25 protein-coding genes and 1 pseudogene are annotated in these 21,347 nt (G+C 38.3%); 11 read left to right on the top strand and 15 right to left on the bottom strand.

All coding sequences use genetic code 11. The features are described 5' to 3' along the window. The first annotated feature begins 109 nt into the window (after window positions 1-109). A complete protein-coding gene (topB, locus tag OQX64_RS06275) occupies window positions 110-1,963 on the top strand; it encodes a DNA topoisomerase III (protein WP_265818069.1) in 1,854 nt (617 codons plus the stop codon). Here the strand turns inward: topB and OQX64_RS06270 are convergent. The 5 genes from OQX64_RS06270 to OQX64_RS06250 form a co-directional block, all read right to left on the bottom strand. Beyond that, complete coding sequence (locus OQX64_RS06270; protein ID WP_088301706.1) at window positions 1,946-2,320, bottom strand: response regulator; 375 nt, start codon at window positions 2,318-2,320, stop codon at window positions 1,946-1,948. The two genes, topB and OQX64_RS06270, sit on opposite strands and share 18 nt — an antisense overlap. Window positions 2,321-2,496: 176 nt before the next feature. After that, window positions 2,497-4,410, bottom strand: a complete 1,914-nt coding sequence (locus OQX64_RS06265) for an AAA domain-containing protein (RefSeq protein ID WP_322974930.1) — start codon at window positions 4,408-4,410, stop codon at window positions 2,497-2,499. 40 nt (window positions 4,411-4,450) lie between these two features. Next, on the bottom strand, window positions 4,451-4,834 hold the full coding sequence (locus tag OQX64_RS06260; RefSeq protein ID WP_265818068.1) for a DUF3037 domain-containing protein: 384 nt from the start codon (window positions 4,832-4,834) through the stop codon (window positions 4,451-4,453). Then, window positions 4,812-5,603 (bottom strand): HipA family kinase, encoded by a 792-nt coding sequence (locus OQX64_RS06255; protein ID WP_265818067.1) that lies wholly within the window; start codon window positions 5,601-5,603, stop codon window positions 4,812-4,814. The genes OQX64_RS06260 and OQX64_RS06255 overlap by 23 nt, the downstream gene beginning before the upstream one ends. A gap of 107 nt (window positions 5,604-5,710) precedes the next feature. After that, the gene (locus OQX64_RS06250; protein ID WP_265818066.1) at window positions 5,711-5,899 is read right to left on the bottom strand and encodes a hypothetical protein; all 189 of its coding nucleotides are present in this window, start codon (window positions 5,897-5,899) and stop codon (window positions 5,711-5,713) included. 127 nt (window positions 5,900-6,026) lie between these two features. On the opposite strand from OQX64_RS06250, the gene OQX64_RS06245 reads away from it, so the two are divergent. Together OQX64_RS06245 and OQX64_RS22430 are read left to right on the top strand one after the other, a co-directional pair. After that, window positions 6,027-6,410 (top strand): hypothetical protein, encoded by a 384-nt coding sequence (locus OQX64_RS06245; protein WP_088301702.1) that lies wholly within the window; start codon window positions 6,027-6,029, stop codon window positions 6,408-6,410. A 62-nt stretch (window positions 6,411-6,472) separates the two neighbouring features. Next, window positions 6,473-6,625, top strand: a pseudogene (locus tag OQX64_RS22430) (KTSC domain-containing protein); the annotation flags it as partial. Between the two features lie 324 nt (window positions 6,626-6,949). Here the strand turns inward: OQX64_RS22430 and idi are convergent. The 3 genes from idi to OQX64_RS06225 form a co-directional block, all read right to left on the bottom strand. Further along, a complete protein-coding gene (idi, locus tag OQX64_RS06235; RefSeq protein ID WP_265818065.1) occupies window positions 6,950-7,474 on the bottom strand; it encodes an isopentenyl-diphosphate Delta-isomerase in 525 nt (174 codons plus the stop codon). A gap of 5 nt (window positions 7,475-7,479) precedes the next feature. After that, complete coding sequence (locus tag OQX64_RS06230; RefSeq protein ID WP_265818064.1) at window positions 7,480-8,316, bottom strand: phytoene/squalene synthase family protein; 837 nt, start codon at window positions 8,314-8,316, stop codon at window positions 7,480-7,482. Between the two features lie 437 nt (window positions 8,317-8,753). Continuing rightward, the gene (locus OQX64_RS06225) at window positions 8,754-9,020 is read right to left on the bottom strand and encodes a hypothetical protein (protein WP_088301698.1); all 267 of its coding nucleotides are present in this window, start codon (window positions 9,018-9,020) and stop codon (window positions 8,754-8,756) included. A gap of 260 nt (window positions 9,021-9,280) precedes the next feature. Between OQX64_RS06225 and OQX64_RS06220 the strand changes: the two genes are divergently transcribed. From OQX64_RS06220 to OQX64_RS06200, 5 genes are all read left to right on the top strand, one after another. Continuing rightward, window positions 9,281-9,643 (top strand): response regulator, encoded by a 363-nt coding sequence (locus OQX64_RS06220; protein ID WP_172406519.1) that lies wholly within the window; start codon window positions 9,281-9,283, stop codon window positions 9,641-9,643. 3 nt (window positions 9,644-9,646) lie between these two features. Beyond that, window positions 9,647-10,276 carry an autotransporter outer membrane beta-barrel domain-containing protein gene (locus OQX64_RS06215; RefSeq protein WP_088301696.1) on the top strand — a complete coding sequence of 210 codons (630 nt, stop codon included), beginning with the start codon at window positions 9,647-9,649 and terminating at the stop codon, window positions 10,274-10,276. 123 nt (window positions 10,277-10,399) lie between these two features. Then, complete coding sequence (locus OQX64_RS06210) at window positions 10,400-11,773, top strand: exonuclease domain-containing protein (RefSeq protein WP_088301695.1); 1,374 nt, start codon at window positions 10,400-10,402, stop codon at window positions 11,771-11,773. Window positions 11,774-11,948: 175 nt separating this feature from the next. Next, window positions 11,949-12,299, top strand: a complete 351-nt coding sequence (locus OQX64_RS06205) for an MmcQ/YjbR family DNA-binding protein (protein WP_088301694.1) — start codon at window positions 11,949-11,951, stop codon at window positions 12,297-12,299. A 177-nt stretch (window positions 12,300-12,476) separates the two neighbouring features. Next, a complete protein-coding gene (locus OQX64_RS06200; RefSeq protein WP_265818063.1) occupies window positions 12,477-12,893 on the top strand; it encodes a VOC family protein in 417 nt (138 codons plus the stop codon). A gap of 23 nt (window positions 12,894-12,916) precedes the next feature. On the opposite strand, the gene OQX64_RS06195 is transcribed toward OQX64_RS06200, so the two are convergent. Next, complete coding sequence (locus tag OQX64_RS06195) at window positions 12,917-13,363, bottom strand: NUDIX domain-containing protein (protein WP_265818062.1); 447 nt, start codon at window positions 13,361-13,363, stop codon at window positions 12,917-12,919. Next, window positions 13,350-14,336, bottom strand: a complete 987-nt coding sequence (locus OQX64_RS06190; RefSeq protein WP_088301832.1) for a cation diffusion facilitator family transporter — start codon at window positions 14,334-14,336, stop codon at window positions 13,350-13,352. Before OQX64_RS06190 ends, OQX64_RS06195 begins: the two co-directional genes overlap by 14 nt. 110 nt (window positions 14,337-14,446) lie before the next feature. On the opposite strand from OQX64_RS06190, the gene OQX64_RS06185 reads away from it, so the two are divergent. After that, entirely contained in the window at window positions 14,447-15,643 is a 1,197-nt protein-coding gene (locus tag OQX64_RS06185; RefSeq protein WP_265818061.1) for a pyridoxal phosphate-dependent aminotransferase, read from the top strand. A 270-nt stretch (window positions 15,644-15,913) separates the two neighbouring features. Here the strand turns inward: OQX64_RS06185 and OQX64_RS06180 are convergent, their stop codons facing one another. Beyond that, window positions 15,914-17,158, bottom strand: a complete 1,245-nt coding sequence (locus OQX64_RS06180) for an ABC transporter permease (RefSeq protein ID WP_265818060.1) — start codon at window positions 17,156-17,158, stop codon at window positions 15,914-15,916. Window positions 17,159-17,358: 200 nt separating this feature from the next. Here OQX64_RS06180 and queA point away from each other — a divergent pair, with 200 nt between their 5' ends. Together queA and OQX64_RS06170 are read left to right on the top strand one after the other, a co-directional pair. After that, window positions 17,359-18,408: a tRNA preQ1(34) S-adenosylmethionine ribosyltransferase-isomerase QueA gene (gene queA / locus OQX64_RS06175; RefSeq protein WP_088301690.1), complete on the top strand. Its 1,050-nt coding sequence runs from the start codon at window positions 17,359-17,361 to the stop codon at window positions 18,406-18,408. Window positions 18,409-18,482: 74 nt separating this feature from the next. Beyond that, window positions 18,483-19,148 (top strand): 2-C-methyl-D-erythritol 4-phosphate cytidylyltransferase, encoded by a 666-nt coding sequence (locus OQX64_RS06170; RefSeq protein WP_265818059.1) that lies wholly within the window; start codon window positions 18,483-18,485, stop codon window positions 19,146-19,148. A 94-nt stretch (window positions 19,149-19,242) separates the two neighbouring features. On the opposite strand, the gene OQX64_RS22425 is transcribed toward OQX64_RS06170, so the two are convergent. From OQX64_RS22425 to OQX64_RS06150, 4 genes are all read right to left on the bottom strand, one after another. Continuing rightward, complete coding sequence (locus tag OQX64_RS22425; RefSeq protein ID WP_010603502.1) at window positions 19,243-19,401, bottom strand: lmo0937 family membrane protein; 159 nt, start codon at window positions 19,399-19,401, stop codon at window positions 19,243-19,245. Between the two features lie 242 nt (window positions 19,402-19,643). Continuing rightward, window positions 19,644-19,865: a DUF2795 domain-containing protein gene (locus OQX64_RS06160; RefSeq protein WP_010603503.1), complete on the bottom strand. Its 222-nt coding sequence runs from the start codon at window positions 19,863-19,865 to the stop codon at window positions 19,644-19,646. A gap of 85 nt (window positions 19,866-19,950) precedes the next feature. After that, a complete protein-coding gene (locus OQX64_RS06155) occupies window positions 19,951-20,499 on the bottom strand; it encodes a cob(I)yrinic acid a,c-diamide adenosyltransferase (protein WP_265818058.1) in 549 nt (182 codons plus the stop codon). Between the two features lie 69 nt (window positions 20,500-20,568). Then, window positions 20,569-21,327, bottom strand: a complete 759-nt coding sequence (locus tag OQX64_RS06150) for an ABC transporter ATP-binding protein (RefSeq protein ID WP_088301687.1) — start codon at window positions 21,325-21,327, stop codon at window positions 20,569-20,571. Between the last annotated feature and the right edge of the window lie 20 nt (window positions 21,328-21,347).

Below are 21,347 nucleotides of genomic sequence, written 5' to 3'. Positions count from 1 at the left end.
GCAAAGCAGCAAAATGTTTAGTGCACAAGACTTTACAGTGTGAGTAAAAAATTAAGCTGCTGATGACTTATTTTAGCGATATTTGGGGTTTGAAAAATAAGCCCCATTCATGAAGATTGTAATTGCAGAAAAGCCCTCTGTTGGTCGTGAACTTGCTAAAGTTTTCGGGGCCACTACCAGAAAAGATGGATACATTGAAGGTAAAGGATATTCTTTTACCTGGGCTTTTGGGCATTTATTACAACTGGCCCCACCGCAGGATTATGGCTTTATTGGCTGGAGAAGGCAGCATTTACCGATGTTACCGGCAAAATTTAAACTGGCTATTCGCAAAATCAAAACCAAAGATGGTTTTGTAGAAGATCCGGCGGTAAGAAAACAGTTGGATACCATTAAAAAACTTTTTGATGAGGCCACTGAGATCATTGTGGCAACGGATGCCGGACGCGAAGGCGAATTGATTTTCCGTTACATCTACTACTACCTGAAATGTAAAAAGCCCTTTAAAAGGCTTTGGATTTCCTCACAAACTGATGAAGCCATTAAAGATGGATTCAGGAATTTAAAGCCTGGAACGGATTATGACACATTGTTTAATTCTGCACACTGTCGTTCCGAATCAGATTGGCTGGTGGGCATGAACGCCACGCAGGCGCTCAGTATTTCGGCCGGGAACAGAACGGTTTTATCTTTAGGAAGGGTACAAACACCCACTCTGGCCATGATTTGTGCCCGCTTTCTGGAAATTAAAAACTTTATACCGCAAACCTACTATCAAATCAGTATTCTGCTGGTGAAGGATGAACAGGTTTTTAAAGCGGTTTCAACCACCAATTATAAAGAGAAAGAAGAAGCTGAAAAATTATTTTCGCTTGTGGAAGATGTTCCCTCAGGCTTTCCTGCTGGTGGAAGAATTACGGCTGTGGAGGCTAAACCCAGAAAAGAACCGCCCCCGTTGCTGCACGACCTCAGCAGTTTACAACAGGAAGCCAATAAAAAGAAAGGTTATACTGCCGATCAGACACTGGGCATATTACAAAATTTATATGAAAGCAAACTGGTTTCTTATCCGCGTACTGGTTCGAGATATATTGGAGATGACGTATTTGCAGGCGTACCGGATTTAATTGATAAATTCACCAATCATCCGGATTTTGGTAAACAGGCACAGTTTTTACAAACCATTAAACTCAATAAACGAAGTGTAAATGCAAAGAAGGTGACTGATCACCATGCGGTTTTACCTACTGGTGTAGAAGCTTATGGATTAAGTAGCGACAGGCAGGCCGTTTATGATATGGTGGTAGGCAGAATGATTGAGGCCTTTCACCAGGAGTGTCTGAAAGAAATTACTAAAATTACCATTCAGTCTGGATTAACTTTTCTGGCCAACGGAACAGTTATACGTTCAGCAGGATGGCGTGCTGTTTTCAATGAAGCAGACGATGATAAAAAGGATGAGGATAATGCGGCCCTGCCGAAGGTAGCTGTAGGTGAAGAATTGCCCATCACTGAAAAATCTTTACTGGAAAAACAGACTAAACCAAAGTCTATGTACAATGAGGCATCTCTGCTTAAAGCGCTGGAGACCTGTGGTAAAGAAATTGAGGATGAAGAGCTGCGTTATGCGATGAAAGACAGTGGGTTAGGTACGCCGGCAACACGGGCATCCATTATTGAAACGCTCATTACCCGAACCTATATTACACGTGAAAAAAGAAACCTGGTCCCTACTACCAAAGGATTAGCCGTTTACGAGGTAGTAAAAGACAAGCAGATTGCACAGGCAGAACTTACCGGTCAGTGGGAAAAAAGACTGGAGGAAATCAGGTCCGGCTCATCTGTCAAAGATTTTAAAACTGAAATTACGGAATATACCAAAATGATTACCAATGAACTGCTGATTGCCGGTGCTTCCATTTCAGGAAAACTGGAAGATCAAAAGTTAGAAGTTGTTGGTTAACACTTCATTCAGTGATGTCGCTATATTGTTGTCTTTTTGGATATAACCGATAGCACCGGCATTGCGATAAGCCTGTTCGAGTGTGCTTTTATCATTGCCTGAAAACATGCAGACTTTAATATTCTGCTGTATGGACAGAATTTCTCTTACAGTATCCGGATTACTATCTCCTTTGGGCATGTTGATATCTAATAGAACAAAATCGAAATCCTTTTTGGCAAGGAGGTTAAAAGTTTCTGATAAATCAGGCGTTTCAGAAATTTCGAATCCAGAAAGAAACTTCTTTAAAAAACCTTTGATAACCATTCGCATTAATTCGCTGTCATCCACAATTAAAATTTTCAGGCCTTGATTCATTGAAACAGATTATTTAGATGCTGTGATATTTAAATCCCCGAACGCGGATTCAAATGGATTACAATCAACCTTACTTTGCCTTAATGTATAAAATCCTAATGAATTGAAATCCAGCGTAATCAGTTCAAAAATAATAATTTACGACTATAAAAAAATGACATTATGCATAAATCTTCTTATAGGTCCATAAATTCCCATGCACTGGAATAAGCATTGCGTTTTTCGGTATAATTTATAAAATCTGCATAAAATTTAGCCTTCGACAGTGTAGAGCTGTCGCCAATCACGATTAATTTCTTTTTAGCCCTCGTCATGGCTACATTCATTCTTCTGGTATCAGCTAAAAAGCCGATACTTCCTGCTGTATTGCTCCTGGTTAAACTAATATATACCACATCACGCTCCTGCCCCTGAAAACTATCAATGGTGTTCACCGCAATCTTATGCTGGTATTTCAAAAATAATGTTTCTGTTGAAAGTAATTCTTTCAAAACCTGGATCTGCTGTTTGTATGGAGAAATGACCGCAATGCTTGGAAAATCTGGGATAGTATAATTAGTTTCCAATCGGCTGAGCAGATGAATCAGTTGTCTGACCAAAAATGCGGCCTCATCCGGATTGATGGTACTGGTGCCTTCCAGCTTTTCGTCATAGCTGCAACCCGCAGTATCAATAAATTTTATCGGCTCGTCACCATCAAAAAGCAATTGGCCAGAAACGGACGGGTGTGCAGTTAAACGGTCCTCGTAAAATACTTTTGATGAATAACCCATAATGCTGTTGTTCATTCGGTATTGTTCATTTAAAAGCACAACAGATTCAGGGTGAAGACTTACCATTTTCTCCAGCAAAGTATTACTTAATCCTTTTCTTCCTGCCTCTGTAGATTTTATGGTTGGTGGTAATTGAAAATGATCTCCTGCTAAAATTAATTTTTTGGCTTTTAAAATCGGAATCCAGCAGGCAGGTTCTAGTGCTTGTCCTGCTTCGTCAATCACCACGGTACCATACTTAAGGTGTCGAACTGTATGGTGATGGGCACCTACTAATGTAGCTGTAATGACTTGTGCTTTATTAAACAGCTGATCCATCATGTAGGCTTCGGTCTTTTCTACCTCTCTGCCAATTTTATGCGCTTCATCAAAAAGTGCCTTTCGTTGGTCACGCTCAGCCTTTCCAAAACTGCGCTTATACTTATGTGCCATGTTCTTATATTCATTGGCCTGTTTTTTCAGCGCTTTGATCATTTTCATTTCCGGATGATCCGCCATTTGATGATCTAAAGTTGCTGATAGCAGTTTTTCTGAAACCCGTGCCGGATTTCCTATGCGGATTACATGTAAACCCTCAAGTACTAATTTTTCCGTCAGTAAATCTACTGCCGTATTGCTAGGGGCCACGACCAGAATTTTTTGATTATGGTGTTTGAAAAGTGACTTTATCGCCTGAACAATGGTAGTGGTTTTGCCTGTTCCTGGCGGACCATGAACAATAGCCAGGTGATCTGCAGCTATAATCTGATGTACAGCACGTTGCTGCGAGGCGTTAAGCAAGTTTGGAATGGTGAATTTTACTTCCTGTTCAAATGAAGGTTTTTCACCAAGCGTGATGATTTTAATGAGCTTATTTTCAGCAGTTTCATCTGTAAGGTTTGTAGCCTGCTTCAATGCATGTTGCATTTCATCATAGCTATTATTATCAAAAAGTAAGTCAACACCCAGTTTACCATCCCTCGTCCAGTCTGGCAGTTCATCTATCCGAAAACTAACTTTCATCCTGTTCCCGCTTTGATGGGTGACGATGCCTTCCACCTGGTCTGCTTTCGGATCATGATTGGAAAATATAACCACGGCAGCACCAAACCGGAACTGATGAGACAGCTCCTGATGCGTGGTACGTTCCAGTTCTACTGATAAATAATCACCTTTTCCAATTTCTGTATTCCTGATGGCTATGGGGTACCAGGTTAATCCGAGGGCTCTCCGGTCTGCAGCTGAGGTATTTTGAGTAAGTTTTAAATACGATTGTAAATCTTCTTCACGCTCCATATGAAGCAAATCCTGAAGGTTTTTGAAATATTCTTTTGACAAGGGAATGTGCTTAGGTATAATAGATTTATTAATGCGGAAATTAAAGTACCAGCTCCTGATGTAACCTGATCATGGTTTCTTCCGCATCCATACAAAAGCCAGGATGAACTTTTGAACATTGAACCACTGTACTTCTGGTGGCTGTTAACCAGCGAAACCTGGAAGCCTGATCATATTCACCGATTGGACCTGATCCTTTTGCGCCCACGCTGATTCTTTCGAAAGCAGTTAAGTTCGCAGATAATTCTTCAAAGTCAATTTTTTTGCAAAATGTCCTGACCTTAAGTTCGTCCAGAAAAAAGATGCTTTTTAAAAACTTTTTCTTTGCGCAGAACAAAATGACGCCCACATTCAAAAATTCTTCGCGTTCTACCCTTGGCATCACACGGATCACAGCATACTCAAATAAGAATCTCTCTGGCATGCTGTGCTTCTTTTAAAAACATTTGCGAATTATTCAGACGGGTTTGCAGGAAATAAGCATAGGCTTTTCTATGGGCCTCTTTAGTCGGGAAATTGCTTTCCCCCTCCAGCCACTCATCAGGAATTAAATCTATGATGGCGGCAATTTTTTCTGCGTTAATAATAGCGTGAAATTCCTGGTCAACCAGTTCCAGTTCGGATGCCCATGGAAGCAACACATGATCCTTTATTAAGAAAAACGGCCGGATGGCCTGCTCCTCCCAGTTTTGCCAGGAATGGTGAAAATATAGAGATGCACCATGATCAATTAACCAGAGTTCTTTGTGCCACATCAACATATTGGTATTGCGGCAAGTCCGGTCCATGTTCGTGAGAAAACAATCCAGCCACACAATTTGAGAAGCCAGCTTAGCATCAACAACAGTTACCGTTGGATCAAAAGTAATGGCACCTGAGAGGTAATGTAAGGCCAGGTTTAAACCTACGCTGGCCTTCAGTAAATCCTGAATTTCTTCATCTGGTTCTGTGCGGCCAAAGGCCTCATCCAGCTGAGCAAAAACCAGTTCTGGTACCCGAAAGCCAAGTATTCTGGCTATTTCACCACCAATCAGTTCTGCAATCAGCGCACGTGGCCCTTGTCCGGCACCACGAAATTTCAATACATATAAAAAACCGTCATCTGCCTCAGCAATGGCCGGCATAGAGCCACCTTCGCGCAGAGGCGTAACGTATCTGGTTACATTAACCGTTCGGAGTTGAAAATCGTTCATAAGTGTAAGCAGAATCGGCATCTATCGATCTGCCTGATTTCTAAACTTAGCACAAATCTAAAAGATTTAATCTATAAATCGGTTTAATTTCATACACCCGGATCCAGTTAATCGTGTCCCAAATAAGCAATTCCTGCAGGTGTTATGGTTGCTGCCCATTGTGCGGCATCCCTGTTAATGGTAATTAATCCCATACTTTCCAGTTCCTGATAATCGTCGTCCCGGCCACCCAAAACTGAAGAACTCACCTGTTGATTGATTACTTCCAGCAGGTCTAATATTTCTGATCTTTCCATTATATTTTAATATTGATTAGCTGATTAACAATGGAGGGATAAAAATGTTTAATACACGCATTAAACATTTAATCAATTTTCAGGTTATTATTATTGAAATCGTTTACCGCGAAACTATTTACCCCTTATGGAATCACCTATTTATTACCTTTTCGTACTGGCTTTACCGGTTGCCTGTATTGCCTGGACCGTTACCAAAGAAGAAATATTCCGGGAGGCCAGAGAATTTTGCGTTGACCGTTCTAAAAACTGTAATCGCCTGGTGAAAAGAAAGTTTTTCTATGTATTTACTTGCGAATATTGTTTTAGTCATTACGTTACCCTGATCATCCTCTTTATCACCAAATATACCTTGATTTATCCAGACTGGCGTGGTTATATCGTTTCTTTTTTCGCTATTGTATGGATCGCTAATGTGTATATGAGTTTATATAACATCATCAGGATAGACCTGAAGAAAGAAAAGATAAGGGCAGCTAAAGAGGAATCTGAGCTGCACGCGAACGATTAATTAAAAGGTTAATAATGCCATCGTCCGTAATCAAATATTTTAGCTAACAGCCAGCATTAAAATTACTCACCATCACATTTGTAACAGGATTGGTTTATCAGTACCTGGATGTTCCGGAAAGAACTTTTAAATTATTTAAGGCAGCCACATCTAAAGGGCGATATTTCAACTATCACATTAAGAAAAGATTTAAGTTTGAAAAAGTTGAGAATTGATCTCATTTCTCCAATCTCATTTAGCTTTAGAGATTATCTAGTCATAGACCATTTATAACCATAATGAAAAAATTGGTAGGGTTTATTTTGAGTAAGATAAAAAAAATGAAGCTTAAGCTAAAAAAAATATGACTATTATTTATTTAATAACTCGCTAATTAATAAATGGTTATATCATATTAACTTGATCTTAATATTTTTTTATATAATCTTAAAGTAAAAGAAATATTAAATCATTTGGAATTATACAGATTCTGAACGTATATTTGCTGCCGAGAGCGTTAATTTAGATACGGGTATATGGCTTAGGCTGTATGCCCGTTTTTATTTATATTCTATTGCTACATGCTCAATGACCTTATCCAGGCATATTTTTAACCAGGGTGTATAAGCGTCGGGATGATGAACCAATTCTTCTTTGAGCAGTTCTAAATTAATATACCTGAAGTTTTCCACCTCATCCTGATTTATCACCGGAAGCAGGTCAGATTGTCCAAAAAAAACATGATCCAGCTCATACTCTGTTAAGCCACTTTCAAATTCGGCACGGTAAATAAAATTAAACCCATAATTTAAATTGGCTTTCAGGCCCATTTCTTCCATAAGTCGGCGGTTGGCAGCATCAAGATTATCTTCACCCGGCCGTGGATGACTGCAGCAGGTATTGGTCCATAAACCTCCGGAATGGTACTTATCTAAGGCACGCTGCTGTAAAAGCAATTCTCCTTTTGTATTAAATATAAATACAGAAAAAGCACGGTGAAGTACACCTTTCTGATGGGCTTCCAGTTTTTCCATTTCCCCTACCGGAAAATCATTTGCATCGACAAGAATAACCTGTTCTTTCATGAATTTTAAATCACATTTAATTTATGTCTGATCATGGAATCAAACATTAAACCGATTTTAAGATGGTTCGAAATTCTGATCCGTTCCATCATGATTTTCTCTGCACTTAAACCTTTAATTTTAGAAAATAACTTTTTGTAGTAGACGTAGGAAAGATAAACGCCATTTCTGGAATTTGCAGGCAGCATCTTAATTCCAATCAGCGCATTGGCAAATTCTGCTTCTATTTCTTTTTCAATGGCCCTTTTATCAAGGTCACAGAACTTGTTGAGGTTTACATCCGGGAAATAGCATCTGTTTAAACTTTGATAATCAGCTTTCACATCCCGCAGGAAATTAACTTTCTGAAATGCAGAGCCTAATTTCATTGCATAAGGTTTTAGCTGCTGATATTCTATTTCATCACCACTTGTAAAAACCTTTAAGCACATCAGGCCTACCACTTCAGCAGAGCCTAAAATGTATGTTCCGTATAACTCTGGTGTATAGGTTTTTTCCAGAAGATCCATTTCCATACTGTTTAAAAAGAGTGAAATCAATTCATGATCAATCTGATACTGATTCACCACTTTCTGAAAGGCATTTAAAATGGGATTTAAACTGATTCCCAGCTCGATAGCTTCAAAAGTGTCCTGTTTAAATTTATCCAACAAATATTTTTTATCAAAATCATGAAAGCTGTCTACTATTTCATCGGCCAGGCGCACAAAACCATAAATGGAGTAAATGGGCTGACGTAATTCCTTACCCAGGAAATAAATGCCTAATGAAAAACTGGTACTGTAACGTTGAGTAGTGAGTTTACTAAAGTCGTCAGATAGCCGGTCAAATATTTCTTTCATGTAATGATGCTGCGCTTTGGATGTGTTATTAAAATACACCAAGAGGTTTAACACAATTGATGCGGCTGATGTTTTTTTATACTGAGATAATGCGATTATTCCTGATCAGAAAATAAGTAGAATTAACTACTCACCTCTTGCAATAAAAGTATACTTCATTTTTGCTTAAATATATTTAATAAAACTTAAACATGAAATAAAATCAGGTTCTAAAGAGGTGCTGAATTGTTTAAATATTGTGACAATAGGATAAAGTAACTCTATATCAGCTGAAAAGCTAAAATAATTTTACCAGAATAAACAGATATAAAATTTCACCTACAAAATAAATCCCTATCTGTCAAAACTTACAGGAATGCTTATTTGTTTTTATCATTAAATGGTTAGAAGCAGAATGATCTGATGTAAGAAATAATGACAGGTGATATCATAACCGTTTATAAGATCGTTTCCGTAAGCAATACCCCACGTTCACCGTTTCCGGTTTCAATGGAATGTACATTTTTATAACATTGTCCAAAGAAGTCGAAGCCATGTTCCAGCATTCGGATAGATACACTGTTAATGGTATGATGGGTATTGGTTTGCATGCAGAGTAAGCTTCCGTTTGCAAGTAAGAGGAAATCACAGTCATATCCGCGCTCCTGAAGTTCAATTACCTTATTGGTAATGGAAATATTTAAAAGATTAATTTTGTTTTTCATGGGATTAGGTAATTGATTAAAGCCTGTTGATTATATAGGTTATTTTAAAGTTAAAATATTGTATTTCAATATATTAAATATAGTTATTTTATTTATTTTCGTATAGGATTATTTAATCTGCTTATCATTCCGAATGTTGTGTGTTATTCATCCACCCAATATGGAATAGTCCTGGCTGTTATTTTCTTTTCCTGCCAAAACATTCTTAGCGAAAAATTGTATTAGCATAGTCCAGTTACTTATTAATCCGATTACCCATTTTGAAAAGAATTTTAGTTGTAGATGATGATCCTGATATTTTGGAAGTCTTTCAACTTGCATTAGAGGCAGAACAATATGATGTTTACCCTTTATTATCACCCAGGTATATATTTAAAACGATTAAAGAATACCAGCCCGATCTGATTATATTAGATATCATGTTAAACGGAATGGATGGCCGTGCGGTATTTAAAGAGCTCCGCTTAAATATGGAAACTGAAAACATACCAGTCATATTAGCATCAGCACGATATGATGAAAATTATATCACTTCGCAACAGTATCACCCGGATGATTACCTGGAAAAACCGTTTAACATGACAGACATGTTGCAAAAAGTAAATAAACTAACAAATAACTAATATATGAAAATCAGATTTTTAACACCGATCATAATGCTGTGTGCCGCATTATCTATGAATGCGAGTGCACAAACGGGCAGACCAGACAAGCTTTACAGCATGAGTGGTATTGGCTTTGCCTTTCCTATGGGACAGACCTCAGATTATTTTAAGCCTAAATTTTCCACCTCACTGGGGATCAATCTGGGTTTGGGTGATAGCGGACTTTTTCTTTACCCTAAAGTGAGTTTGCATGCTTTTACCTTTAATCAGATTACACCAGATCCCGGATATACCTATACCATCCAGAAAGGCCGGTCGACTACTTATCTGTTAAATATAGCCCTGGGTTATCGTAAAATTGTAGATAAGTGGGCTTTTTATGGTTTTGCAGGTGCCGGCGGAGGTTTTATTCTTACCCCACAGGCTGCGGTGAATGCGGGAACATTGCAGGTAGAAATGAATAACAGATCAAATAGTTTAGGGATTGCCGAAGGTGGTGCAGGAATTGAATATAATATTGGCGGGGCAAATTTATTTGTTGAGGCAGGTTATATGTATGGATTCAAAAAGATTCAGGACAGAACTTTCAATACTGTTCCCATTTCCATTGGTATTAAGCCCAATCTGAGTAAATTATTAAATAAACTTTAACAGTCAGAAAATAAAATACGGGCGGCTATACAGTATGTAGCCGCTTTTTTTATGCGCAATAAAAAGCCCAAACATTGGAATACTAATTATTTTAGTATAAATTTGTATTTCAATCAAGCCTAAATGTTATACGCAGTTGTAGATATTGAAACCACTGGTGGCCATGCGTCAGCAAATGGGATTACAGAAGTTGCCATTAATATTCATGATGGCAATCAGGTGGTGGAATCATTCAGCACACTGATTAATCCTGGCATTCCTATCCCTGATTATATTACTGCATTAACGGGAATAGATGCTGAAATGCTGGCTGATGCACCTGCTTTCGAAGATGTTGCCTTGCAAATTTATCAGTTGTTGCAGGATAAGGTTTTTGTTGCCCATAATGTGAATTTCGACTACTCTTTTCTTAAACATCATTTGGATAAAGCAGGTTTTGATTTGCAGTGCCGAAAATTATGTACGGTAAGGTTAAGCCGGAAACTAATACCCGGAAAACCATCTTACAGCTTAGGTAAACTGTGCAGCAGCCTGAATATCCCCATTCAAAACCGCCACCGCGCTGCGGGTGATGCCGATGCCACGAGCATTCTTTTTAACCTGCTTCTGGATCACGATCAGGAAGGCGTGATTGGTGAGATGCTTAAAAAAACATCTAAGGAACAGATTTTACCACCAAACCTTAATAAAGCCTCTTTTTTACGTTTGCCCAATCAGCCAGGTGTGTATTATTTTAAGGATGCTAAAGGAAAAATTGTGTATGTAGGGAAAGCCAAAGACCTTAAAAAACGGGTGGCCAGTCATTTTTCAGGAAATAAGGCCAATAAGCAAAGGCAGGATTTTCTGAAGAATATTCACCACATTGATTATGTACGTTGTGGTACCGAATTAATGGCTTTAATCCTGGAGGCTAACGAAATCAAACGGCTCTGGCCAGAAAATAACAGGGCCATGAAACGTTATGAGCATAAATTTGATTTATGTGTTTTCGAAGATCAGAACGGTTACCTGCGCCTGGGGATTGACAAACATCAGCCAAACCGCAAAGCCATACAAAGTTTTAACAGTTTATTGGATGGTTATAATTTTTTGAACCTGATGATCGAAAAATATCAGCTTTGCGACCGGCTTTGTTACCTGCAGAAAACAGCTAGCAGGTGTAAGGCTCATGAAAATGGTCAGTGTTTTGGTGCTTGTAGCAGCATAGAAACTGTATCTGTTTATAATAAGAAGTTAAATACTGCACTGGAAGAAATTCAGCAGCTGCAGCCCAGTTTTGTTTTGGTAGATGAAGGCAGAGAAGAAGATGAAATGAGTTGTTTACTCATTGAAAAAGGAAAATTTTATGGCATGGGCTATTTCAGAAATAAAAATTTCCTTTCAGATGGTATCGATCCGCTTAAAAATGACCTGGCTGTTTACCAGTCAAATAGTTACATTTTAAACCTGATCCTGAATCATGCCGAACAATTTCCGCAAAAGTTATATCAATTATAATTTAGATTTGCCTTTTAAGTTTTGTATAATGTAAAAAGTTGATTTAAACAGATTAAAAGCAGATCATTCTGCTATACATGAATTTTATATACCATGAAAATATCAAAATTGATGTAAGTTTGCCTAATCAAATCCGAATACCATTCTATTGATCGATTAAATTAAACCTAATAATATGACACCAGATTCCTTCAGAGATCTTGCGCTATCATTTGAAAATGTTGCTGAAGCACCTAACGCAAATAAAAACTCATTCAAAGTAGACGATAAAATTTTTATCACCATTGATAATTTAAACTTAAAGGCAGTATTCAGGTTAACGCCTAAAGACCAGAATAAATTTTCTGATTTAGATCCTTCAGCCATTTATCCGGCCCAGGCTGGATGGGGTAAACAAGGTTGGACCATTTTTGAAATTAAATTTATTGAACCGGAAACATTAAAAGATGCTTTAACCAAATCATATTGCACGGTAGCTCCGGAAGAATTGAGCAAAAAATATAAAAAGAAAGCGACCAAAAAATAAATATAATAAAGCTGTATCATAATCATTAATTTAGATTAATATTTATCATGTTGATCTTGTCGAAACACCGTTAATGGTAATTTTTCACAAATCCTTCCACAAGCTCATGATGATATTTCAAATTTATGATACAGCTTCCTCCATCTCAGTTAGATTATTTATTAAAGCCAAAATACCATGATCAGATCAATCTGGATTAATTTGCCCGTTAAAGATGTGCATAAATCAAAAGCTTTTTTCACGCATATTGGCTTTACACCCAATTCCAGTTATGGTGTCCGCGATGATTCCGCTTCTTTCCTGGTAGGTGATGGTCAACTGGTAGTTATGCTTTTTGAAAGGTCTTCTTATGAGGGTTTTGCCGGGGTGGATCTTCCAGCCCACCTGAATGGTGCAGAAGTTTTATTTTCAATCGATGCCGAAAGTCCTGAAGAAGTAGATGAACTCGCCAGAAAGGTAATTGAAGCCGGAGGTTCCGTTTATGGCGAACCCGCTTATAAAGATGGCTGGATGTACGGTTGCGGGTTTATTGATTTAGATGGCCAGCGCTGGAGTGTGCTCTATATGGATACCAGTAAAATGCCTTTGGGTTAAGTGTAAGCAATTGAATGTCTGGATTATTTTGCAAATTGATCTTTAAGCATCCGGGCAACCACCTGGTCTGTTTTAAAAGTAATATCATCTATTACCAGATCTGCAATGTTTACCCAGCGAAAAGCCTGTAGAATTTCACCTTCCGAATCAAAATCAAAAACTTTAGTTTTAAAAGCGAGCTGCAATGGTGCTTTTTCCTGAACAAGGTAATAAATGCTGATTAGCTGACTATCATTAAAAGAAGATTTTTCATAAAAGTCGGTGGTGTAAAAATGACGGATAATATCAATTTCTGCCTGACATTCTTCCATAAATTCCCGTTTAAGTCCGTCTAATAAACCCTCACCCAATTCCAGTCCACCGCCCGGGAATTTGCTGAAACGAACACCATACTCCTCTTCATCACTCACGAGGACTTCGTTTTGCGGATTGATCAGTAAACCATATACCCTGACGTTAAAGTAACTCATTTTCGAAGTGTTTTTTATTTTTAATTACAATTTCAGGTGTCCATACAATTTCGTGCTTAAAAGCCTCTGCCCTCACCTTACACTCGCTCATATGGCAATAGTGGCAACATTCGGGTAAACAAGGGTCAGCATGAATAAACAATTCAGCCTTTCTGAATCCGTTTTTATTGATTAGTTCATCTATTTGTGAGATCTCACGATGAACCTGGTTTAAGTCGAAATAGTAAGGCAAAGTAACGTGGCAATCAATATGAAACTCAGGACCATATTGCTGGGTGCGGAGGTTATGTACGTCAATCCACGGATTGTGCCTGTTTTTCTGCAAAACATCAACAACCTCTTCCACCAAAGTAAAATCACTTTCATCCATCAGTCCACCAACTGAGCCGCGGGTAAGCTGATAGCCCGAATAGATAATATAAAAGCCAACCATTACCGAAAGCAAGCTATCCAGCCAGATAATATGGGTCAGCTGAATCAAAATTAGGCCGGCTACAATGGCCGCACTGGTATAGGTATCGGTTAATAAATGTTTACCATCTGCTTTAAGTGTTACAGAGTGCTCTTTTTCACCAATACTGATCAATTTTAAGCCTACAATCATATTAATTAAACCCGTAATACCGATGATAAGCGTACCTTCCAGGAGTTTACCAACTGCGTGGGGATAAATCAGGTTATAAGAAGATTTAAAGATAATGATTACCCCTGCAATCAGGATTAAGATTCCTTCTACAAAGGCTGAAAAGAACTCTACCTTACCGTGACCATATGGATGATTTTCATCCCGGGGCTGGGTGCTCAAATAAATACTATAAAATGCAAAGCTACCTGCTATTACATTCACAATACTCTCGGCTGCATCTGTTAAAATAGCGTTAGAGCCTGTAATGAAATAGGCTACAAATTTAGCCAACATTAATAATACACTCATTGCAAGTGAAATGGCTATTGCTTTTTTCTTAATGGTCACGATTTTTTTTGACAAAAATACGTTTATCACTTAAATTAAATGATAAAAAGATGTGATTTTTAGTGCAGAATAATATTTGGTTTATATATTTGCCTGTAAAGTAATTAACCATGAGCACCTTATCCAGAAGAATCAACAATCTGTCAGAATCTGCAACCCTTAAAATGACGAAACTTGGTCGCGAATTAGCATCCAAAGGCATTAACATCATTAGTTTAAGTGTTGGTGAACCTGATTTTAACACGCCAGATCACGTAAAGAATGCCGCTAAACTAGCATTAGACGAAAACTACACCCGCTACTCCCCTGTTCCAGGTTACCCTGACCTGCGCCAGGCAATTGTTAAGAAGCTGAAGACAGAAAATAATCTGGATTATGACATCTCACAGATTGTAGTTTCGACGGGTGCAAAACAGTCCCTTTCAAACGTGATCCTCACATTGATTGATCCTGAAGATGAAGTGATTATCCCTACCCCTTACTGGGTTTCTTATTCAGAAATGGTAACACTTGCCGAAGGAAAATCGGTTTTTATTGATACAGATATTGAAAGTAATTTTAAAATAACCCCTGAACAATTAGAAGCAGCCATTACGCCCAAATCTAAATTGTTTATGTTTTCATCACCCTGCAATCCAACCGGTTCAGTATACAGTAAAGATGAACTTGCCGCATTGGTGAAGGTTTTTGAGCAGCATCCTGAAATCTATATTTTATCAGATGAGATTTACGAACACATTAATTTTGTAGATAAACATGAATCAATTGCCCAGTTTAAAAGCATTAAAGACCGCGTGATTGTGGTAAATGGTTTCTCTAAGGCTTTTGCCATGACGGGCTGGAGATTGGGTTATATTGCTGCAAATAAAGAAATTGCAGCAGCCAACGATAAATTACAGGGACAAACTACCTCGGGTACTTGTTCCATTGCGCAACGTGCAGGCATCGTAGCTTATGATCAGGGTTTGGAAAGTGTAATGCAAATGAAAGAAGCTTTCCTGCGCAGAAGAGAATTGGTATACAACCTGTTAAATGAGATTCCCGGCGTAAAAACCAATCTTCCTGATGGCGCATTTTACTTTTTTCCGGAAATCAGTGCTTTTTTTGGAAAGAAAGATGCTGATGGAAATGTAATTAAGGATTCTTCAGACCTGGCCTTATATTTACTAAACGTTGGTCATGTGGCAACAGTGGGCGGCGATTCATTTGGCAATAATAATTATATCCGCTTATCATATGCCGCATCTGATGAAAGCCTCGTTGAAGCTTTAAGAAGAATTAAAGAAGCATTGGGTAAATTGGCCTAAGCCATCTTAGTTGATTGCAAATTATATCAAAACCCTGATTAATTCATTTTAGTCAGGGTTTCTTGTTTTATATCGAAAAAGCATCATTAATAATAAACAGCAAAAAATCATGAGGCACAGCATAGCTTTTTGAAAATGGAAGCCGGTATTTCATCGAATCTTGCAGCCCTCCTTTCCGTTACAAGTCCGCACCTGATGAAAGATCAGGCTTGCGGGCTTTCCACTTCAATAAGGTTTATGAACAAAGATAAATGCGGTATAAAAAGTAAACTAACTTCTGATCGCTTCAACCGGGTCCAGCCTGGATGCTGAATAAGCCGGCCAGAATCCGGATATGGTACCAATGATGATGGAGATTCCGATACCCAGAATAATATTGTTTAATCCTAAAATGATATTAAAGCCTGTAGCCAAACCAATTAATAAGGCCAGCAGATATACCAGTATCAAGCCTAATAAACCTCCGAGAATACAAAGTGATATCGACTCAAAAATAAATTGCAGTAAGATAAAATAATTCTTAGCACCTAAAGACTTCTGGATGCCGATGATATTTGTTCTTTCTTTTACCGATACAAACATGATGTTCGCAATACTAAATCCGCCAACGAGAATAGAAAAACCACCAATGATCCATCCTGCCCAGTTCACCATGGTAAACATAGAATCTAATTGATTGGAAATAATAGTCGTCTTATTTAGCGCAAAATCATCTTGCTGGCCAGGTCTGATCCGGTGGATTGACCGCATTAAGCCCTGAAGCTCGCTTTCAATTTCTTCAAGCGATACCTGGTCATTTCCACGAACGGTAATCTGCGGATTATAACGTTCATTCTGAATGTCTAAGATCCCCTTGGCAAAGTTTACCGGAACATTCACATTTTTATCCAGGGTCGTTCCAAACATATCTTCCCCCTCTTTTTTAAATACCCCAATAACGGTTAGCCGACGGCCTAAAATCTGCACTTGTTTCCCAATCGGATCTTCTGATCCAAATAAGCCTTCGGCAATATCCGCGCCCATTAATAAAACCGGGGAACCATTATTGCTCTCACTTTCGGTAAAATAGCGACCAGCCTGCAGTTCAAAATTCCAGGTCTTGTCAAAATCGTGAGAAGCGGCTGATACCGTAATGCCTTCCACAGAACTGCTCCTGTATTTGATGGTTCTATCGCTTGTTGATATTTCAAAGGTAATTCCCTGGGCGTTTTCCATGCGTGTTCTTAACATTTCAAAATCACGTAATGAAGGCTGAGGGCGATTCATATACTTCCACCATGGGTAATTGTCGCCAAAACTCCATGGCCATTTTTGTATGAAGATGGTATTGGAGCCCAGTTTATCTACGCTTGACTGAAGTTTGCCGCGAAAAGTATCTACTGCAGAAAAAACAGTGATGATGGTAAAAATACCAATGGTTATCGCTAACAGGGATAACATGGTACGCAACTTGTTCTGGCGCAATGCATCAAATGCAAAACGGAAACTTTCACCTATTAGCCTAAAAATAATCATAATTGTTAATTAGATGCTATAGACTATAAAAGGTTACAGCAGAATATCAAATCTAATGAATTTTGTTTAAAAGGATTTCCAAATCAGTGCTGAAAGTAAATAATAGCTGCTCAAAAACATAATATACTTAATTGCGTTTGATAAAATACGGAAAAGAAAAATTAAATTCGTATTTTTGCACCTCAAAAAATTCATCAAGAATGAAATTATCACAATTCAAATTCAACTTACCAGAATCATTAGTGGCCAACAATCCGGCTGAACAACGCGATGAAGCCCGCTTAATGGTCTTACATAAAGACAGTGGTAAAATTGAACATAAAATTTTCAAAGACGTACTCGGTTATTTCGATGACAAAGACGTTATGATATTAAATAACACCAAAGTTTTCCCTGCCCGTTTATACGGAAACAAAGAGAAAACCGGTGCTACAATCGAGGTTTTTTTACTACGTGAATTGAACAAAGAATTACGTTTGTGGGATGTATTGGTTGATCCTGCACGTAAAATCCGTGTAGGTAATAAACTTTATTTTGGCGATGACGACTTATTAGTAGCTGAAGTAGTAGACAATACTACATCACGCGGACGTACCATTCGTTTCTTGTTTGAAGGAACAGATGAAGAATTCAGAAGAAACGTAGAAATTTTAGGTGAAACACCACTACCTAAATACATTAAACGTAAAGCAACTGCTGAAGACAAAGAACGTTATCAAACCATCTTCGCGAAACATGAAGGTGCTGTAGCAGCGCCAACTGCTGGTTTACACTTTAGCCGCGAGTTGATGAAACGCCTTGAACTTAAGGGTGTTGAGTTTGCAGAAGTTACTTTGCATGTTGGCCTTGGTACATTCAGAACGGTTGAGGTGGAAGATTTAACGAAGCACAAAATGGATTCTGAACAGTTTATCATTGAGCCAAAAGATGCAAACATCGTAAATAAAGCCCTGGAAGAAAAAAGGAAAATCTGTGCGGTGGGAACCACTTCCATGCGTGCCATTGAATCAGCTGTTTCAGCTAACCGGACTTTAAAATCAGCTAATGACTGGACCAGTAAGTTTATTTTTCCGCCTTATGATTTCAGCATTGCCAATTCAATGATTACCAATTTCCACACCCCGGAATCTACTTTGTTAATGATGGTTAGTGCATTTGGTGGTTATGAAAATGTAATGAACGCTTATGAGGTGGCCGTAAAAGAAAAATATAAATTTTACAGCTACGGCGATGCCATGCTAATTATCTAGATTTGAGTAATGAGATATGAGATTTGAGTTAATCAGATCTCCTATCTCATATCTATAATCTCATATCTTAAAAGATGAAATACTACGCTATTATTGTAGCAGGCGGTTCTGGCAATCGGATGCAGACGGAAACCCCGAAACAATTTTTACTGCTAAAGAACCTCCCGGTTCTGATGCATACCATTAAAGCTTTTGCACAAAGCGATACACAACCTAAAATATTACTGGTTTTAAACAAAGAACAACAGGCATACTGGAGGAGGCTTTGTGAAGAATTCAACTTTCGTATTCCACACGAGATCATCGATGGCGGCATTGAACGTTTCTATTCTGTTAAAAATGCAGTTGATTACATTAAGGAGGAAAGCTTTGTTGCCATTCACGACGCTGTACGTCCTTTAGTTACAAAAACATTAATAGATCACTGTTTTAGACAAGCTGAAGAAAATGGAAATGCTATCGCATCCGTGAAATCAAGCGACAGTGTGAGGATGCTCAGGAACAATCAATCATCTGCTTTAAATCGCGATGAAATCTATCTGGTACAAACACCACAAACCTTTAGCTTAAGAACACTGAAGACTGCTTATGAGCAGGAATTTTCTACGCGTTTTACTGACGATGCCAGTGTGGTCGAATCGCTTCATGAAGAAATTCATATTGTAGAGGGCGAACGAAACAATATTAAAATCACCTATCCTATTGATCTGGAATTAGCGGAACTGTTACTGAAAAAATAAAGTTACAAAAAAGGCATTCCATAAAAATGAAATGCCTTTCTTTAATTTATCCTATCTAATTGATTAGAAAAAGGTAAATATTTCTTCATGTATCTTAGGTTGCTCTGCCAATGACTTTTAGCAAGATTGCAATTACTGCGATGACTAATAAAACGTGGATGATGTTACCTACATCTCCGAAGCCGTGGAATAAAAATCCGATGACCCATAATATAACCAAAACGACTGCGACTAAATACAATAAATTTCCCATAGTGTTAATTTTTTAAGTAAATGTTGATGTATTAACACGGTGGCTATAATTTTGTTTAAAAAATGTAAATAATTTTTAAAATCACAACCCTAATACTTGCTTTTCAATAGTTAAAGTATTCGTAATCTCTTGAATCAGGAGACTAAAATCTGGTCAGATTTGACAGGAAGACATAAGTCGTAAAAAACTAAACCTACAAAAAAGCCGCTTCGTATGAGGAAGCGGCTTATATTCTTTTAATCCTAGTATTCGTCTTCATTAAAGAAGAAGTCTTCTTTAGTCGGATAATCCGGCCAGATCTCTTCTATCGTTTCATAAGGCTCACCATCATCTTCCAGTGCCTGTAAATTCTCAATTACCTCTACAGGGGCACCAGAACGGATACCATAATCAATTAATTCATCTTTAGTTGCAGGCCATGGTGCGTCTTCCAAGTGCGATGCTAATTCTAATGTCCAATACATATCTTCAATTCAATTAAATTCTTATTCTTTATAATGCGCAAAGTATATTAAAATTTTTGAGCAAAACAAACTTATTTTTCCACTTTTAAACACGGGGAATCCAAATATTTTCTTCCGCTGCAAAATCCATATTCAGTTTTCGTGCCAAAACAAACAAATAGTCACTTAAACGGTTTAAATATACGGTAACACGCTCTTCTACAAAGCTGTCTGCTGCAAGTGCTACTGTTAACCTTTCTGCTCTCCGGCATACACACCTAGCAATATGGCAGTAAGAAACGACAGTATTTCCACCTGGCAGCACAAAATGTTTCAGGGCGGGTAAGATTTCGTTCATCGCATCTATCTCATTTTCCAACAATACAATGTCGGCGTCATGCAAATCAGGAATTTTCATTTTTGATTTTTCAGGATCTGCAGCCAGTGAGGATCCAATGGTAAACAAGCGATCCTGAATTTCTTTTAACAATAATTTATGTTGCGGATCAATATCCTGGCACATGATTAATCCCACGTAGGAATTCAATTCATCCACGGTGCCATAACTTTCAATGCGCAAATGGAACTTAGGCACCCGGGTACCACCTATTAATGAGGTTTGCCCCTTGTCGCCGGTTTTAGTGTAGATTTTCATACCACTGCTCTCCCCTTTGAGGGGAAATTATTTTGTGAGTCCTAAGTCCTCTTCAGGGGATTTAGGGGGTTAATTAATTTTTTCCCAGTCGCTGCCGCTGTCTTTTAGGGCTTGTAAACGAGGTGAAACATTTTTAACGTCAGTATTCAGGTAATCATTTTCAATTAAACCATCACGCATACGCACTATTCTATGCGCATGTTGCGCAATATCTTCTTCGTGGGTAACTAAAATAATGGTATTTCCTTTACTGTGAATTTCCTCCAGCAGGCCCATAATTTCAATAGAGGTTTTGGTATCCAGGTTACCAGTAGGCTCATCCGCAAGAATAATGGAAGGATCATTAATCAGTGCCCTGGCTACGGCTACACGCTGGCGCTGACCGCCTGACAATTCATTGGGTTTATGGTCCATCCGGTTGCCCAGGTTTACATTTTCAAGTGCTTTGGCTGCCCTCTTTTGGCGGTCTTTCTTGCTGGTGCCGGCATAAATGAGTGGCAGGGCCACATTGTCTAACGCAGTAGAACGGGGAAGTAAATTAAAGGTTTGAAACACAAACCCTATTTCTTTATTTCTGACTTCTGCCAATGCATCATCAGTCATCTGACTTACATTGGTTCCATTCAAAATATAAGTGCCGCTTGAAGGTGTATCCAGACAGCCCAGAATATTCATTAAGGTAGATTTACCAGAACCGGATGGACCCATTAAAGCTACGAATTCCCCTTTATTGATATCCAGAGAAACCGATTTCAGGGCATGGATAACTTCAGATCCGATGACATACTTACGCCCGATTTCTTTAATGGTAATGAGTGGTTTCTCCATGTTTTTTCTTTTTTAGACAG

The sequence above is a fragment of the Pedobacter sp. GR22-10 genome, assembly GCF_026239715.1.
Lineage (GTDB): Bacteria > Bacteroidota > Bacteroidia > Sphingobacteriales > Sphingobacteriaceae > Pedobacter.
The sequence above is the reverse complement of the archived record's forward strand: the minus strand, read 5'-3'. Positions and strand labels throughout refer to the sequence as shown.